The organism is Mesorhizobium hawassense (genome assembly GCF_003289945.1).
In the GTDB taxonomy this organism is placed as follows: domain Bacteria; phylum Pseudomonadota; class Alphaproteobacteria; order Rhizobiales; family Rhizobiaceae; genus Mesorhizobium; species Mesorhizobium hawassense.
Window position 1 is genome coordinate 261,710 of sequence record NZ_QMBP01000001.1, and the last position, 15,671, is coordinate 277,380.

16 protein-coding genes are annotated in these 15,671 nt (G+C 62.4%); 1 reads left to right on the forward strand and 15 read right to left on the reverse strand.

Annotated elements, in window-relative coordinates; translation table 11 throughout:
* Nucleotide 1: 1 nt before the first annotated feature.
* Nucleotides 2-1,327 (reverse strand): NAD(P)/FAD-dependent oxidoreductase, encoded by a 1,326-nt coding sequence (locus DPM33_RS01125; protein ID WP_112095857.1) that lies wholly within the window; start codon nt 1,325-1,327, stop codon nt 2-4.
* 225 nt (nt 1,328-1,552) lie between these two features.
* Between DPM33_RS01125 and DPM33_RS01130 the strand changes: the two genes are divergently transcribed.
* Entirely contained in the window at nt 1,553-2,029 is a 477-nt protein-coding gene (locus tag DPM33_RS01130; RefSeq protein WP_112095065.1) for an Lrp/AsnC family transcriptional regulator, read from the forward strand.
* Between the two features lie 30 nt (nt 2,030-2,059).
* Here DPM33_RS01130 and DPM33_RS01135 read toward each other — a convergent pair whose 3' ends face one another.
* From DPM33_RS01135 to DPM33_RS01195, 14 genes are all read right to left on the reverse strand, one after another.
* Nucleotides 2,060-3,412 (reverse strand): NAD(P)/FAD-dependent oxidoreductase, encoded by a 1,353-nt coding sequence (locus tag DPM33_RS01135; RefSeq protein WP_245441991.1) that lies wholly within the window; start codon nt 3,410-3,412, stop codon nt 2,060-2,062.
* Between the two features lie 5 nt (nt 3,413-3,417).
* Nucleotides 3,418-3,771, reverse strand: coding sequence for a cupin domain-containing protein (locus tag DPM33_RS01140; RefSeq protein ID WP_112095066.1), 354 nt, complete (start codon nt 3,769-3,771; stop codon nt 3,418-3,420).
* 11 nt (nt 3,772-3,782) lie between these two features.
* Entirely contained in the window at nt 3,783-4,475 is a 693-nt protein-coding gene (locus DPM33_RS01145) for an ABC transporter permease (protein ID WP_112095067.1), read from the reverse strand.
* Nucleotide 4,476: 1 nt separating this feature from the next.
* A complete protein-coding gene (locus DPM33_RS01150; protein ID WP_112095860.1) occupies nt 4,477-5,190 on the reverse strand; it encodes an ABC transporter permease subunit in 714 nt (237 codons plus the stop codon).
* 59 nt (nt 5,191-5,249) lie between these two features.
* Nucleotides 5,250-6,065 carry a transporter substrate-binding domain-containing protein gene (locus tag DPM33_RS01155; protein ID WP_112095068.1) on the reverse strand — a complete coding sequence of 272 codons (816 nt, stop codon included), beginning with the start codon at nt 6,063-6,065 and terminating at the stop codon, nt 5,250-5,252.
* A gap of 40 nt (nt 6,066-6,105) precedes the next feature.
* Nucleotides 6,106-6,882 carry an amino acid ABC transporter ATP-binding protein gene (locus tag DPM33_RS01160; RefSeq protein WP_112095069.1) on the reverse strand — a complete coding sequence of 259 codons (777 nt, stop codon included), beginning with the start codon at nt 6,880-6,882 and terminating at the stop codon, nt 6,106-6,108.
* A gap of 140 nt (nt 6,883-7,022) precedes the next feature.
* Nucleotides 7,023-7,187, reverse strand: a complete 165-nt coding sequence (locus tag DPM33_RS36060; protein ID WP_167448890.1) for a hypothetical protein — start codon at nt 7,185-7,187, stop codon at nt 7,023-7,025.
* Nucleotides 7,188-7,563: 376 nt separating this feature from the next.
* Nucleotides 7,564-8,043, reverse strand: coding sequence for an Lrp/AsnC family transcriptional regulator (locus DPM33_RS01165; protein ID WP_112095862.1), 480 nt, complete (start codon nt 8,041-8,043; stop codon nt 7,564-7,566).
* 88 nt (nt 8,044-8,131) lie between these two features.
* Nucleotides 8,132-9,787 (reverse strand): ABC transporter ATP-binding protein, encoded by a 1,656-nt coding sequence (locus DPM33_RS01170; protein ID WP_112095070.1) that lies wholly within the window; start codon nt 9,785-9,787, stop codon nt 8,132-8,134.
* Entirely contained in the window at nt 9,784-10,629 is an 846-nt protein-coding gene (locus DPM33_RS01175) for an ABC transporter permease (protein ID WP_167448902.1), read from the reverse strand. Before DPM33_RS01175 ends, DPM33_RS01170 begins: the two co-directional genes overlap by 4 nt.
* Nucleotides 10,630-10,631: 2 nt before the next feature.
* Nucleotides 10,632-11,582: an ABC transporter permease gene (locus tag DPM33_RS01180; protein WP_112095071.1), complete on the reverse strand. Its 951-nt coding sequence runs from the start codon at nt 11,580-11,582 to the stop codon at nt 10,632-10,634.
* Between the two features lie 85 nt (nt 11,583-11,667).
* Complete coding sequence (locus tag DPM33_RS01185) at nt 11,668-13,278, reverse strand: ABC transporter substrate-binding protein (RefSeq protein ID WP_112095866.1); 1,611 nt, start codon at nt 13,276-13,278, stop codon at nt 11,668-11,670.
* 65 nt (nt 13,279-13,343) lie between these two features.
* Complete coding sequence (locus DPM33_RS01190) at nt 13,344-14,036, reverse strand: HAD-IA family hydrolase (RefSeq protein WP_425373468.1); 693 nt, start codon at nt 14,034-14,036, stop codon at nt 13,344-13,346.
* A gap of 259 nt (nt 14,037-14,295) precedes the next feature.
* Complete coding sequence (locus DPM33_RS01195) at nt 14,296-15,669, reverse strand: aspartate aminotransferase family protein (protein WP_112095073.1); 1,374 nt, start codon at nt 15,667-15,669, stop codon at nt 14,296-14,298.
* Nucleotides 15,670-15,671 lie beyond the last annotated feature (2 nt).

The window sequence follows — 15,671 nt, forward strand, 5'->3', positions numbered from 1 at the left end:
GCTAGAAGTCGGCGACCTTGCCCCAGGACGAAGCGTCGAAGCGCCGCGGATCATAGGATGTCGGATCGACGATCGGCTCCGCGCCGGTCACCAGGTCGGCGACGAGGTGCCCGGCGCCAGGTCCGATGCCGAAGCCGTGTCCGGAAAACCCGGCGGCCAGGAAAAAGCCTGGAACGGAATGGACCTCGCCGATGGCGGGCACGCCGTCCGGAGTGCTGTCGATGTAGCCGGCCCAGGCAGCACTTATCCTGGTCTTTCTGAGGTCGGGCAAAAGCTCGAGCGCGCGGGCATGCGTCAGGCGGATGGTCCACTGATCCGGGGCTGGATCGAGGATGCGCATGCGCTCCATCGGCGTCGGCCGGTCGAGCCGCCAGCGTCTAAGCGTCTCGTGCCCCGAGCGCACGCCTTGCAGCCCGCCGGGGCCGAGGCTTCGCCAGCGCTTCAGGAACATCGGGACGAATTGCGAGGAGAAGCGCAGCTGCTGTGGCGTCACGTCGACGCGGCCGCGTCCGCTGATCGCGAGCGTATAGCCGCCGTCGCCGCGACGCGTGGCCGAGATTCTCGCCGTGTGCAGAGCATCCGGCAGCCCTTCTGCGCCGGGCGAGACGGACAGGATGGAGGAGCGGACCGACGCCTGCGGGAAGCGGAAGCCGAACTGGCGGCAAAAGGACGACGCCCAGGCGCCGCCGGCCATGATAGCCGTCTTCGTGCGGATCGTGCCGCTTTCCGTGACCACGCCGCTCAACCGTCCGCCCTCGGTCTCGATGCCGCGCGCCGCGCAATTCTGCAGCACGCTGCCGCCAAGCTTGAGGATGGCGCGGGCGACCGCGGGCGCGGCCCGCGATGGATCAGCCGTGCCGTCGGTCGGCGAGAAGACGCCGCCCTTCCACGTCCTGCCGGTGGCGCGGCCCCGCTCGCTGGCCTCGGCGCTGTCGAGCATATGCGTGGTGACGCCGGCGGTTCTGGCGAAGTCGCGCCAGCGCGCCCAGCCGGCCAGTTCCGCCTCGTCATTGCTGAGATAGAGCAGGCCGCAGCGCCGGAAACCGGTGTCCTCGCCGGTCTCCATCGCAAAGCGATCCCACAGATCGAGGCTGCGGGTTGCCATAGGCAGCTCGCGGGCGTCGCGGTTCTGCTGGCGGCACCAGCCCCAGTTCCTGGAGGACTGCTCGGCGCCGATGCGCCCCTTTTCGACAAGCGCAACCTTCAGTCCACGCCGCGCCAGGTAATAGGCCGCGAAGACGCCGACGATGCCGCCGCCGATCACCACCGCATCCGCGGATTGCGGCAGTTCGCCGGACGTCTCGATTTGCTGCAGCGGCGCGCGCATGATCCTCTCTGCCTTGAAGCGCCAGTCTACCGCGTCGCGCAGGCAGCCGCTGCCGCAGTTGAGGCCCAATCAGAATTTTATTCCGCTCGCGCTGTTGAAATCGGGAGCCCACGCTTTTCAAAGCGGTATCCGTGCGGATGGACAGTGCGGCGGGCTATGGTAGTTTGGACGATCATCGGCGCGACGGCATTTTGTGCTGTGGCCCAATTTCCTCGGAGACAACCCATGAAACTGGATCGGATCGACATCAAGATTCTGCACGAGCTGCAGAAGAACGGCCGCATCACCAATGTCGAACTGGCCGAGCTGGTGCATCTGTCGCCGAGCCCGTGCCTGATGCGGGTGAAGAAACTGCAGTCGGAAGGCTACATCGAGGGCTATTCGGCGCAGGTCAACATCGGCAAGCTCGGGCAGACGCTGACCGTCTTCACCGAGATCACCTTGAAGAACCATCGCCAGGTCGACTTCGCCCGCTTCCTCGCCGTCGTGGAGAAGATCGATCAGGTCATCGAATGCCACCTCGTCTCCGGCGGCTACGACTATCTGATGAAATTCGTCACCGCCGGCATCGGCGAATACCAGACGATCATGGAACGGCTGACAGACATGGATATCGGCATCGACAAATATTTCTCGTTCGTCGTGCTGAAGTCGCCCATCGTCAAGGCACACATACCGCTGCCCAGCCTGTTTCCGATGTAGGGCTTACGCGCGATCACTGAGGCAAGAAGATCAGCATTTCGAACTTTCATTCCTGCCGCGCATGGCGCGCTTGTCCCGTCGCTCGTAGAACGAATAGACCAATGGGATAAACCAAGGCTTGCCGCGGTATAACGGCACTGCCTTCGGCGGCGGATCGACGCCGAAAGCCGACTGGGCCTTCTCTGTCTGGCCAAGAAGCTTGAACGCCGCTTTCTTGCCCAGCCAGCGCGCCCAAACCACACCCGATCCGCAGAAGCCGGTGGCGTAGATCATATCGCCAACGGTAAACATTCGCGGGATCATGTCCCGGTTCATCGCGACTTCGCCGAACCAGCTATGCGTTATACCCACACCCGCCAGTTCGGGAAATATACGCCCGAGTTCCGAGCGCAGATGCGTGGTGGGCGCAAGCGGATCGCCCTCGGTCGTGCCGTCGCGTCCACCGAACAGAATGCGCGATCCATCCGGCGATGGGCGATAGTAATAGCTGAGCTGTCTCGTGTCGCCATACATCATCTTCCTCGGCATCAGGCGATCCATCACGCCTTCGCCCAGGGGTTCGGTCGCTATGATGCGGCTGCGCACCGGCACGAGGCGGCGGCGTAGCCAGGGATCGAAGCCGTCGGTGTAGGCGTCGGTGCATACCAGCAGCTTTTTTGCCGACACCGCGCCGCGTGACGTTGCGACGCGTACGCCAGCGGCCTCCTGGCTGGTCCCCAGAACCGTCGTGTTCTCGTGAATGACGGCATCGGTTGATCGCGCGACTCGCAATATGCCCGACAGCAGCTTGGCGGGATGAAGGCCTCCGATGTCCATCCGCACGAAGCCGCCAGCGTAGAAGTCCGTGCCGATATACCGCGATACTTCGTTGCGGGGGACAGCGAATGTCTCGATCCCGAGGAAACGGTGCAACAGCTCGGCATGGCGGCTTAGTTCATCGCATTCGCGGTCGTTTATGGCTCCATCGAAGAGACCCGAGAGGAAGAAGTCGCACTCCACCCTCTCGGCTTCGAGGAAGCCTGCCAGATCCTCACGCGCGGCCTTTCCTTCCGCCAGGATGCCATCGGCCCGCGCTTGACCAAACCTGCGGATCAATTGCTTGCGGCTTGGCCTTATGCTGCCGCTGGCCATGCCGCCGTTCCGGCCGGACGCGGCTTGCCCGATAGGTTGCCGGTCGAAGAGCTGAACGCTGCGTCCGGCTCTCGCCAGTTCGATGGCCGCCGAAAGTCCCGCATAGCCGCCACCGACGATGGCGACGTCGCATCGGGGGACCAGCGGCACCACCGGCAAGCCAGGGAATGCGCAATCGTCCCACCAGTACGGCGTGGCCTTGAACGGGCGCGAGGCGGTCGTATCCATGGTGTGCATCTGTGATCCGATCATCGCGCTCAATCGCGGGAGACCCAGAGCTTCCGGGTGGTTTCGATCACCCGCCAGACGCCTGTGAATCCAGGGTGCATGACGAAGGCGTCGCCTGCCGCGATGCGGCGCGGTTCGGCCCCATCCTCGATGAGCTCGGAAACTCCCGAAAGGATGTAGCAGACTTCGAAGGTTCCGCCCTTTATGGAGCGATAGGCGCCCGGCGTGACCTCCCATACGCCGGCCTGCACCTGGCCGTCAGGGGTTTGCGCGATATCCCAAGTCAGGAAACGCGGGTCACCCTCGACGCGACGTTCCGGCAGTGGCTCTCCCTTCCTGGGCTCCGGAAGATTGTTCTGATCGATAAAGGTGAGTTTGGACATGAGGCACCCTTTCAGCGCGTGGAGTGCCGCTCGAAAGACAGGTGCCTTTCGATGGCATGCAAAGCGGTCAGGCAGACGACGTTGATGGCAAGATAGAAAACAGCGGTGATGATGAAGATGTCCATGATGGCGAATGTTTCGCTCATCAGCCGTTTGGCATAGCCAGTGATTTCAAGCACCGTTATGGTGGAGGCAAGGCTCGATTCCTTGACGATGACGGCGACCTCGGTGCTGTAGGAAGGCAGGGCCTGGCGCAGCGCCAGGGGAAACTTGATACGGTGGAAGACCACCCAAGGGGACATGCCGCAGGCCTCTGCCGCCTCGATCAGTCCGCGCGGCAGCGACAGCAGTGCAGTACGGAAGATCTCCGCCGTATAGGCACCGGTATTCAAGATGACGGCAAGGATGGCGGCATGCAGGCTGTCGCCGATCAGCCACCACAAAACGGTATTGTGCCGTATGAAGCCTATCTGCGCGAGGCCGCAATAGATCACAAAGATCTGCACGAGCATCGGCGTGCCCCTGAAGACCGCGCAGTAGAAGTCGGCACATTTGCGAACCGTGCCGGTCTGGGAAATGCGGGCTTTCGCCAGCAGGATGCCGAACGGCAATCCAAGACCGACGCCGAAAGCTGCGATCAGCAGTGTCGTCTTCACGCCGACGAGCAGAAACGGAACCGCATAGGTGACGATGCTGAAGTCCATCCTAACCTCTGCTGAAGCCGCGATTGAAATGGTTTTCGGCGCGGTTGAACAAAACTTGGCTCACGGCGGTCATGGCGAAGAACATCGCGGCCGCCAAGCAATAGAATAGAAGCGGCGAGCGCGTGATTCCTGCGGCGACCGCTGCCGCTCGCATCAGTTCCTGCATACCGACGACCGATACGAGCGAGGTATCCTTGATCGTCATCTGCCACACGTTGTTGATCCCACCCAGAGCCAGTCTGAGGGCGAGCGGTAGCGTTACGCGAAAAAAGGTCACTCGTGGCGACAAAGAAAGCGATCGAGCCGCCTCGAGGAGGCCAATGGGAACCGCCTGCAGCGCGCCTCGTATGACTTCTATCGAGTACGCGCATGAGATGGCGGCGATCGCGATAATGCCGATAAGGAATGGATAGGCGTTTTCGGCGCTATCCGCGTAGCCGAACGCCGAGGCAATTCTCTGCACCCAGTCGACGGAGCCGAAGAACAGGAGATAAATGACCAGTAGGCCCGGAACGCCGCGGATGATGATGCTGTAGGCATCGACAAGCTGTGACAGAACAGGGACCTGTCGCCAACGAAGGATGGCAAGCGGTATCGCCGCCGCCAATCCTACAACCACGCCGACAAAGCCGATCAGAAGCGTGATACCGGCCCCGCGCAGCAGCGCAAGGAGCCAGCCCTTCTCGACCATCAGCACCCAGATATCGTGCAACATGAAGAACATTCCAACAGGCCGTCGCGGCATCCCGCGACGACCTGTTCCCCGTCGGATGATTACTTGTTGCACGCGATGGTGTAGTCGTCCTTGAACCAGCTTTCCGAGGCAGCCTTCACCTTGCCGCTGTTGATCATGTCGCAGAGCGCGCCGTCCAGCTTGGCCTTCAGTTCGGCATTGCCCTTGCGCAGGCCAACACCCATGCCGTAACCCAGCGCCTCGTGGTCGTCAGCTCCGGTGACCTTGACGTCGATGCGGACAAAATTGGCGCCTTCAGCCGTGCTGAGGAAGTCGACCCAGGTCGGAGAGTCGCCAAAAGCAGCATCCAGCCGGCCAGCCGCAAGATCGGAATTTTGCTGGGTCGTTGCGTCGTAGGTCTTCAGGTCGGCGGTCGGAATATGTTTCTTTATGAACTGCGCGTATGTGGTGCCGTTCACCACGCCTATGGTTTTGCCGGCCAACGCTTTGTCAATCTCCGCAAGGCTCTTCAGGCCAACCAGAGGAGAGTCCTTCGGGACCACGAAATATTGGGGGGTGGTGGCGTAAGGAATGGAGTAGTCGATCTTCTTCATTCTCTCGTCGGTGATGCCGAGACCCGAGATGATGACGTCGAAGCGATCGCTGTCCATGGATGGAACCAGGGAACTGAACGTCTGCACCACGAATTTGCATTTGACCTTGAGTTCGGCGCAAATACCGTTGGCGATGTCGGCGTCGAAGCCGGTGACGTTGCCGTTGGCGTCGGCCATGCTGAACTGCGGGGCATCGCCTTCGGTGCCCACGCGCAGGACGCCGTCCTCGGCCGATGCGACGCTTATTGCCGTCACCATCAGGGCGGATACGCAGATTGAGCGAAGTGTGTTCTTGACGAGCATTCTGAGTTACCCCTCTTTGCTTTCTATTTGATGGCCGCCATCAGGCAGCGGTTGAAATAACGCTGGAAAGGAACTGCTTCACCGCCTGGGTTGCGGGATTTCGAAACAGTTCTTCCGGTCCGGCATCCTGCGCAACGACACCCCTGTGCAGGAATATCATTCGGTTCGACACCTCCCGAGCGAACCTCATTTCATGTGTGACGAGGAGAATGGTCGCTCCCTCATCGGCAAGCGTTCTGATGACCTTCAAGACTTCGCTGACCAGCTCAGGATCGAGCGCGGAGGTTGGTTCATCAAAAAGCATCAGCTTGGGCTGCATCGCCAAAACACGCGCGATTGCGACGCGTTGCTGCTGCCCGCCCGAAAGCTGGCTTGGATACCGGTGGCCAAAATCGGCCATGCCCACTTTGGATAGCGCCGAAAGCGCTGCTTCATTCGCCTCCCGCTTGTCCTTGCGCAGCACGTAGACCAGCGCTTCGGTCACGTTCCCAAGCACGGTTCGATGGGGCCACAGGTTGAAGCTCTGAAACACCATTCCGATGCGGCGACGGAAAACGCTGATGTTGGCGGCGTTGATGATTCTTGTCTCGGGATGTTCGTTCTGCAATGCGGAAATCGCATCGCCCATCACCTCGATCTCGCCCGAACTCGGGGTCTCCAGAAAATTGATGCATCGTAGCGCGGTGCTCTTTCCCGAGCCGGAAGAACCGACCAGCGAAATGACCTCGCCCTGCCGCATCTGGAAGCTCACTCCGTTGAGAACGCTCACTGCGCCGAATGCCTTGTGCAGTTCGTGAACTTTCAGAACGGGAGCCATGCCGAAGGACCTCCCGTCCGTGCCGTTTCTATTCTCTCCACTTTGCTCGTCGCCTTCAGTTTTCGATCGTTTGCGCGACATCGTCGACGGGTGCCTTCGCGGTCGAGAACATCTCATCAATTTTCGGATTCCGGATTCCGTCATGACAAGACAAAACCCCGCCCGCTGGCCACCTGGATGCGGACGCCCTTGCCGGTTTGCATGACCGTAGGCTCGTTCACGCCAAAGGCGTAATCTTTCAGGTAAGTGAAGGGGTGTAGAACCGATCGACGGTCCATTTCGGCGACATCTTCGCTGGTCGTCATTCTCGGATCCCTAGGGGGCCAGATCGCGGAGACAGACGAATTTCGGCTCGACGATCCGACGACGGATGATGTCGCGACCCCCCCGTTCCAGGCCGACTGCTTCCAACTCCATTCCACCCTCGAGGATTACAAGCGCAACCTCAGCTTATCTCCGTCGGGGCACGCAATTCCGTCTCATTCCATTGAGTTTCCGCAGAATTCCTGCCAATTCTGGGTCCATAAGAGGAAACGCTCCGAATGGGTCGGACTCCGACCGCGGCCGGGCAAACCAGTTCTTCGGATCGGCGCTCGCCTACCCCATTTTCGCGGCACGTTCTGGCAGAGGTTCAGATCGCGGGCTGCCTTCACCACAACGTTGACAAGCCTAAACGCATTATCAATCAAGAAAATGCTCGATATCGATTGGCATGGAAAACCCAACCTTCACTCGATCCATGACAACCATTGTCTTGAACCCCTTGATGTCGTGATTCTCGTAGAAAAATCTCCGAGTAAAAGCTTCATAATCTTCCATGCTTCGGGATGTGACAATGAGAACGAAATCTGCTTCGCCCGTAACGTAGTAGCCGTTCATCACTTCCGGAGTCTGGCGGATCGATTGTTTGAAGCGGTCGACGATGTCAGCCCGTTCGCGCTCGAGGGAAACCAGCACGAGCATTGCAATAGGCCGGCCGATAGTCTTGGGTTTCACGATCGAAACGTCAGCTTCGATTGCTCCCCCTTCGCGAAGCCGTTTGAGACGACGCTGGACCGCCGTTGCCGACAGGCCGACCATTTGGCCAAGCTCTTCCGTGCCGTGGCGATTGTTGGTCTGCAGAATATTAAGCAAGCGAGAGTCCAGTCGATCAAGCTTCATTCTGCCTGCCTGCGCGTTGATCTGGTGACACAATCGTGGTTGAAAAACTTGTCGCACCCTTCAGTCTTCCAGGCTGTCCCCCATGTAGTCAGCGGTGGCCGTACTGGCTGACGAGCTCCGGATCGCGAACGAGGCCGTCCAGCCAGGTCGGATCGAGCTTCGGCACGGAGGAGAACAGAAGCTTGGAATAGGGGTGGGTGGCCGCCTTGACCTTGTCGGGGGTGATCTGCTCCACCCGCTGGCCGTCATACATCACCATGATCTCGTCGCAGATGGCCTCGACGACGGAGAGGTCGTGGCTGATGAAGATGTAGGACAGCCCGAGTTCGCGCTGCAGCTCCTTGAGCAGCTCGATCACGGCGGACGCCACCACCGTGTCGAGCGCCGAGGTGATCTCGTCGCAGATGATCAGCTTGGGGTCGGCCGCCAGCGCGCGCGCAAAATTCACGCGCTGCTTCTGGCCGCCCGACAGCTCCGAGGGATGGCGGTAGCGCAGCGCCTTCGGCAGGCGCACCATGTCGAGCAGCTCATCGACGCGCTTGGAGCGCGCCTGCCTGTCGAGGCCGTGGTAGAAGGCCAGCGGACGCGCGATGATGTCTTCCACCGGCTTTGCCGGATTGAGCGCGGTGTCGGCGTACTGGAACACGATCTGCATCTCGCGCAGCTGGTCCTGGCTGCGTTTGCGCGCCGCGCGCTGCAATTGCTTGCCGTCGAACGTGATGTCGCCAGCCGCCGCCGGATGAATGCCGGCGATTACCCGCGCCAGCGTCGACTTTCCACAGCCGGATTCGCCAATGACGCCGAGATTGCGCCCCTTTTCCACGATCAGGCTGACGGAATCGACGGCGCGGATGAGCGGCAGTCCGTCGTCCCGCATCGCACCATAGCCGGCTGTCACATTGTCGATGCGCAGCAGCTGGTTGGCCGCAGCCTCCGCACCGGCGTGCGCCTGCCGCCGCTTCGGTTCGAAGGCGGCCAGCAACTCGCGCGTATAGGGCTGCTTGGCGGCTGAAAGGATTTCGGCCGTCGTGCCGGTCTCCTGCACTTCGCCACCCTTCAGCACCACGATGCGATCGGCGATCTGGGCGACGACCGCAAGGTCGTGGGACACATAGACACCCGCTATGCCGCCCGCGCGCATCACCGACTTGAAGGCCTTCAGAACATCGATCTGCGTGGTGACGTCGAGTGCCGTCGTCGGCTCGTCGAAGATGACCAGCTTGGGATCGCCGATGAGCGCCATGGCGGCCGCGAGCCGCTGCAATTGTCCGCCCGAAACCTGATGCGGATAGCGCGCGCCGATCCCATCCGGATCCGGCAGCGACAAGGCCTTGAACAGCTCGACCGCGCGCTTGCGTGCCTGCGCGGGCGGCATCAGCCTGTGGATGCGCGTGACCTCGATCACCTGCTCCATGATCGTGGATGCGGGATTGAAGGAGGCAGCCGCACTTTGCGGAACATAGGCAATGTCGGTGCCGCGCAGCTTCGCCCGTTCTTTCTCGGAGAGCGCCGCCATGTCCATGCCATTGACGTTGATCTCGCCGCCGGTGATCCGGCAGCCCGGTCGCGCATGTCCCATGAGCGAGAGCGCCAACGTCGTCTTGCCGGAGCCGCTCTCGCCGATCAGCGCGACGATCTCGCCGTCGGGGATATCGAGGCTGACGCCCCTGATGATCTCGACGACACGTCCGGCGTCGGTCGTCGCTTCGATCTTCAGGTTCCTGACCTCGACGAGATTGGTCATGCGTCGCGGTCCCTGATCTTCTGCGGCAGGTTGTCGATCAGCAGGTTGACGCTGATGGTGAGGCTGGCGATCGCAAGCGAGGGCACGACGACCGCCGGGGCCGCGAAGGGCAGGCCGCCGATGTTCTCGCGCACCAGCGCGCCCCAGTCGGCCAAGGGCGGCTGCAGGCCGAGGCCGAGGAAGGACAGGCCTGAGAGCAAGAGCACGATGAAGACGAAGCGCAGGCCGAAATCGGCGAGCACCGGGCGGATGATGTTGGGCAGGATCTCGGAGCCGATGAGATAGGCCGTGCTTTCGCCGCGGACGCGGGCGACGGTCATGAAATCCATGGTGTTGATGTTGACCGCGAGCGCCCGGGCGAAGCGGTAGGCGCCGGGGATGTAAATCACCGCGAGCGTCAGGATCAGCACCGGGATCGACGAGCCGACCGCGGCGACGACCACGAGGCCGAACAGCTTGCTCGGGATCGAGTTCATCGCGTCGAGGAAGCGGCTGAGGCAGGTGTCGAACCAGCCGCCGGTCACGGCCGCGAGCATGCCGAGCACGACACCCGAGAAGCACGCAATGGACACGGCGGCGAGCGATATGCCGACCGTATAGCGCGCGCCCATCAGGACCCGCGAGAGCATATCGCGCCCCAGATAGTCCGAGCCGAGCCATAGGCCCTGGCGCATCGGGCCGAAATAGTCGTCGTCGACGATGTCGCCGATCGAATGGGGAATGATGTAAGGCGCGAAGATCGCGACCAGCGTCCACGCCAGGATGACCAGCGAAGCCACGACGCCGACGAGGTTGTAGCTGTGGCCCAGGAAGGACCGTCGGGAGGCTGCTGCGCGCGCCATCGTTATCTCAGCCTCGGGTTGGACATGATGGCGACGATATCGGCGGCCGTGATGAGCAGGAGATATCCGAGGCAGAAGATCATCGCGCAGCTCTGGATCAGCGGCAGGTCGCGGGTCGCGACCGCATCGACCATCAGCTTGGCGATGCCGGGATAGTTGAAGATCGTCTCGACGATGATGACGCCGCCGACCAGATAGGACAACGACAGCGCCACTGCGTTCACGATCGGCCCGAGGGCGTTGGGCAGCGCGTGCCTGAGCACCATGCGGCTGCGCGAGGCGCCTTTGAGAAGCGCCATCTCGACATAGGGCGTGGACAGCGTTTCGATCACCGCGGCGCGGGTCATGCGGATCATCTGGGCGGAGATGACGAAGGTAAGCGTGATCACCGGCATGGCGTAGATGCGCACCAGGTCGGTCAGCGAATGCGCCTCGTTGACCGAGGACAGCGCCGGCAGCCATCTAAGATAGACGGCGAAGAGCAGGACCGCGAGCGTCGCGACCATGAACTCTGGAACGGAGATGACGCCGATGGAAAGCACGGTGACGGCGCGGTCGTAGAGCGAGCCGCGCAGCATCGCGGCGGTGATGCCGAGCGTCAGCGCCAGCGGCACGGAGATGAGCGTGGTTATGCCGGCGAGCTTCATCGTGTTGAGCAGCCGCCCGCCGATCAGCGCCGCGACCGGCATGTCATTGGCATAGGAGGTGCCGAGGTCGCCGTGCAGCAGTCCGAAAAGCCAGCGCAGGAAGCGCAGGATCGCCGGATCGTTGAGATGCATGGCCTCGCGCAGGCCGGCGACCGCCTCGGGGGTCGCCGCCTGTCCAAGCAGGATCGACGCCGTGTCGCCAGGCAGCATGCTGGTGGCGAAAAACACCGCGAACAAAACGATCAGAAGGGTGACGACCGCGATCCCCAGCCGCTTCACCACGAGGTTTAGAACCCCAGACTTCATGGAAGCTCCCTGCGGTTGCGTTCGGCCAGACAAATCTTGCGCAATGCAGTGCCGGGGCCGGCCGACCGGCCCCGGCAGGCGCTTCTCAGGCTTCGAGCCAGAGATATTCCGCCATTGCGTAGCCCATCATGCCACCGAGCGGGTTCGCTTCCAAACCCTTCACCTTGCTGGAGAGGGCATCGACGTTGGAAATATAAGCCGGGATGATGGTGCCGGCCTCTTCGGAAACCATGGTCTGCATATGGCCGTAGATTTCCTTGCGCTTGGCCTGATCGAGCGAGCCGCGCGCTTCGACGAGCATCTTGTCGAACTTCTCGGACTTGTACTGGCTTTCGTTCCACGGCGCGTTGGAAGCGTAAAGCAGCGAGAACAGGATGTCCGGCGTCGGGCGCGGGTTGATGTTGCCGAAATGGATCGGCGCCTTGAGCCAGTAATTGTCCCAATAGCCGTCGGACGGCACGCGCTGCACGTCGAGCTTCATGCCGATGTCGGCGCCGGCCGCCTGGATGATCACCGCCATGTCGATCGACGAAGTCGCGGCGTCCGAGGCGATCACCGGGATGGACTGGCCAAGCAGGCCCGCCTTCTGGAAGTGGAACTTGGCCTTATCCGGGTCGAAGGCCTTCGGCTTGAGGTCGGCATTGTGGAAGATGTTGGCCGGCGAGACGGGCTGGTCGTTGCCGATTTCGCCGAGGCCGCGCAATGCCGATTTGACGATCTGCTCGCGGTTGACGAGGTACTTCATGCCGGCCACGAAATCGGCCTTCTTGCCCGGATCCATGTCGAGCCGGATGTTGAGGTCCGTATAGTTGCCCGAGGTCGTCTTCGACAGTTCGAAGCCCTGCTGGCTCTCCAGCAGCTTCATCGAGCGCGGATTGATCGAGGCGGCAAAATTGATGTCGCCGGAAATCAGCGCGTTGACGCGGGCGCTGTCGTCGGTGATGGCGATGAACTCGAAGGAGTCGAGATAGGGCTTGCCCGACTTCCAGTAGTTCTTGTTCTTGGTGACCACCGAACGCACGCCCGGTTCGAACGTCTGCAGCACGAAGGCGCCGGTGCCGTTGCCCTTGGAGAAATCAGTCGTGCCGTCCTGGACGATCATGAAGTGATGCAGCGCCAGGATGGTCGGCAGGTCGGCATTCGGATCGGCGAGTGTGATTTCCACGGTCGACTTGTCGACCGCCTTGAAGCCGGTCATCTGCGCGGCGATCTTGGCGACCTTGGAGCCCACTGCCTTGTCGAGATGGCGCTTGAGCGAGAAGACGACGTCGTCGGCCGTGAGGTCCTTGCCGTCGTGGAAGGTTACGCCCTTGCGCAGCTTCACGGTCCAGGTCTTGGCGTCCTTGCTGTCGAAGCTTTCAGCCAGCTCCATCTGCGTCTTGCCGTCCTTGTCGAGGAAGGTCAGGCGGTTGTAGAGCGAGCAGCAGCGGACATAGTCCGTGGAGAGCGACGCCTTCGCCGGGTCGAGCGTATCGGCGGTCGAGGACGACCAGCCGGCCGCCTTGAAGTTCCCACCGGAAACCGGCGTGGCGGCGACGGCCTGGGTCGCGCGGCCGAGCACCACGCTGCCTGCGGCAATTGCGGCGCCGCCGGCCAGCAGCATCTTGAGCAGCTCGCGGCGGCTTGCGCCCCGCCGGATGGCGTTTTCGACCATGGCATCGTCGGCGCTGGTCCAGTTGGTGATTTTGTCGGTCATGTTCATTCCCCTTTCTGTTGGTTTGGTCGGTATGCTCGTCTTGCTGCGGCTTTCCGGGCTTCGGTTCAGGTTTGCTCCTTCAGGCTTTCGCGCACGGCCGTCGCGAGGGCGGCCATCGAGGTGAAGTGATAGTCCGGCACGGTGAAGCGCTCGGGCTCGATCGTGCCGCCATAGCCCTTCTGGGCGTGCCGGCGCTCGATCCAGCAATTGGTCATGCCGAGCGCCCGGGAGATGCCGATGTCGTGGTACTGGCTTTGCGCGACATGCAGGACGTCGTCCTTGCCGTCGCCGCGCGACGCCACGAAATCGAAGACCTTCTGGAAGAAGGCGGGGTCCGGTTTCTCCGTGCCGGTATCGTCGGCGGTGAAGGTGGCGAAGAAGGGCGATCCGAGCTGCTTCTCGAAATGGTCGAGCGCCCAGCGCCGTGCGTTGGTCATGGCGATCAGCTTGTGCGACCTGGCAAGGTCGGCCAGTGCCGCCGCGCTGTCGGGGAAGCCTTTCCAGACGCTCGCGGAATCCCGCAGGCGGACGCCGTATTTCTCCTCGGCCGGCAGGCCGAGCCGCGGCGCAATGACCGTATAGACGCGCACGAGATCATCGGGGAACAACCCCACGCCAGGCATGTAACGGGCCTGCCGATAGAGCGCCAGCGCTTCCTCTCCGTCGATGGCCACGCCGGCCTCGGCGGCAATGCCGGCCAGGCAGGCCGTGATGCCGCCTTCGAAGTCGATCAGCGTGCCGACCACATCGAAGGTCATGTATTTGAATTGGCTGAAGGCCTTGGCCAAGAACTAGCTCTCCTCTATGGCCGAACCGTGCTGAACAGCACAAAATTCCGTGCTGTCCGGGGCGTCGGCCTTTTCAAAGTCCGGCAACTCCGGGCTCTGTGGCCTTGTCTTAACGGTAGTCTGGCACTTCCCCCGCGCTGGATTCGCCGAAAAGGCGCGGGGCAGCGGCACAAAATTGCGAAATCGTCCGCCCCGGCGATATTTCGAGATGCTAAAAATCCGCTGCTATTCATGCCAGCGCCTTGCGCACATCCGGATCGTCCAGCGTCTGGTCGAGCGTGAGGCGCGTGCGCTCGATGATCGCATCGATATCGCCATCGGTGCAGCAGAGTGGCGGCGCGTAGCCGAGAACGCCATTGGCAAAGGCGCGGATGATGAGGCCGTTGTCCCAGGCCCGGTCGAAGACCCGCCGCGCCGGCATCGCCGAGGCGGGAAGCGGCGTCTTCTTCCGCTTGTCGGTCACCAGCTCGACCGCGGCAAGCATGCCGCGACCGCGCACGTCGCCGACGAGCGGATGGTCCCTCAGACCTTCCAAGCCTGCCATCAGGCGGGCGCCGGCCTTGATGCCGTTCTCCAGAAGGCCGTTCTCATAGAGCTTCAGCACTTCGAGCGCGACGGCGGCGCTGACGGGATGGGCGGAATAGGTGTAGCCGTGGCCGACCGCCGCGTTGCCCGCGCCGTCGGCGATGACCTGGTAGACATGGTCGGCCATGAAGACGGCGCCCATCGGCACATAGCCCGAGGTCAGGCCTTTCGCGGTCGTCATGAAATCGGGAACGATGTCCTCCTCCGTGCAGGCGAACAGCGGTCCCGTGCGGCCGAAGCCGGTGATCACCTCGTCGGCGATGAACAGGATGCCGTATTCCTTGCAGAGCTCGCGGATCGCCTTGATCCAGCCCTTTGGCGGCACGATGACGCCGCCCGAGCCTTGGATCGGCTCGGCGTAGAAGGCGGCGACCCGCTCCGGCCCGATCGCCTCGATCTTCGCCTTCAGCGCGGCGAGCGATGCGGCGATGATCGCGTCGCCGTCCTCGCCGACCGGGTTGCGATAGGGATAGGGCGACGGGATCTTGTGCTGCCACTCGAAGGGGATGCCGAAGCCGGCGTGAAAAGCGGGCAGGGCCGTCAGGCCGGCGCCGACCACCGACGACCCGTGATAGCCTTGCTCGATCGAAATGAACTGGTCACGCTGCGGCTCGCCCTTGGCGTTCCAGTAGTAGCGGACGAAGCGGATCGTGCTGTCGACCGCGTCCGATCCGCCGAGGGTGAAATAGACGTGGTTGAGGTCGCCCGGTGCGCGGTCAGCCAGTTCCGAGGCGAGCCGGATGGCCGGCTCCGAGCCGAGATCGAAATAGGCCGTGGCGTAGGGAAGCTCGCGCATCTGCCTGGCCGCCGCCTCGACGATGCTGTCATGACCATAGCCGGCATTGACGCACCACAGCCCGGCGAAACCGTCGACGAGCTGCTTGCCGGACGCATCGGTTACCGTCGCGCCCTTCGCCGACTTTAAGACGCGCACGCCGAGCGCCTCATGGCCGCGATAGGAGGAGACCGGATGGATGAGATGGGCGCGGTCGAGTTCGATCAGGGAGTTGGCGAGCATTT

Excerpts from the sequence above, each read along its gene's own strand:
- DPM33_RS01125 (WP_112095857.1), bottom strand. The coding sequence starts at position 1,327 with ATGCGCGCGCCGCTGCAGCAAATCGAGACGTCCGGCGAACTGCCGCAA.
- DPM33_RS01130 (WP_112095065.1), top strand. The coding sequence starts at position 1,553 with ATGAAACTGGATCGGATCGACATCAAGATTCTGCACGAGCTGCAGAAG.
- DPM33_RS01135 (WP_245441991.1), bottom strand. The coding sequence starts at position 3,412 with ATGATCGGATCACAGATGCACACCATGGATACGACCGCCTCGCGCCCG.
- DPM33_RS01140 (WP_112095066.1), bottom strand. The coding sequence starts at position 3,771 with ATGTCCAAACTCACCTTTATCGATCAGAACAATCTTCCGGAGCCCAGG.
- DPM33_RS01145 (WP_112095067.1), bottom strand. The coding sequence starts at position 4,475 with ATGGACTTCAGCATCGTCACCTATGCGGTTCCGTTTCTGCTCGTCGGC.
- DPM33_RS01150 (WP_112095860.1), bottom strand. The coding sequence starts at position 5,190 with ATGTTGCACGATATCTGGGTGCTGATGGTCGAGAAGGGCTGGCTCCTT.
- DPM33_RS01155 (WP_112095068.1), bottom strand. The coding sequence starts at position 6,065 with ATGCTCGTCAAGAACACACTTCGCTCAATCTGCGTATCCGCCCTGATG.
- DPM33_RS01160 (WP_112095069.1), bottom strand. The coding sequence starts at position 6,882 with ATGGCTCCCGTTCTGAAAGTTCACGAACTGCACAAGGCATTCGGCGCA.
- DPM33_RS36060 (WP_167448890.1), bottom strand. The coding sequence starts at position 7,187 with ATGACGACCAGCGAAGATGTCGCCGAAATGGACCGTCGATCGGTTCTA.
- DPM33_RS01165 (WP_112095862.1), bottom strand. The coding sequence starts at position 8,043 with ATGAAGCTTGATCGACTGGACTCTCGCTTGCTTAATATTCTGCAGACC.
- DPM33_RS01170 (WP_112095070.1), bottom strand. The coding sequence starts at position 9,787 with ATGACCAATCTCGTCGAGGTCAGGAACCTGAAGATCGAAGCGACGACC.
- DPM33_RS01175 (WP_167448902.1), bottom strand. The coding sequence starts at position 10,629 with ATGGCGCGCGCAGCAGCCTCCCGACGGTCCTTCCTGGGCCACAGCTAC.
- DPM33_RS01180 (WP_112095071.1), bottom strand. The coding sequence starts at position 11,582 with ATGAAGTCTGGGGTTCTAAACCTCGTGGTGAAGCGGCTGGGGATCGCG.
- DPM33_RS01185 (WP_112095866.1), bottom strand. The coding sequence starts at position 13,278 with ATGACCGACAAAATCACCAACTGGACCAGCGCCGACGATGCCATGGTC.
- DPM33_RS01190 (WP_425373468.1), bottom strand. The coding sequence starts at position 14,036 with ATGACCTTCGATGTGGTCGGCACGCTGATCGACTTCGAAGGCGGCATC.
- DPM33_RS01195 (WP_112095073.1), bottom strand. The coding sequence starts at position 15,669 with ATGCTCGCCAACTCCCTGATCGAACTCGACCGCGCCCATCTCATCCAT.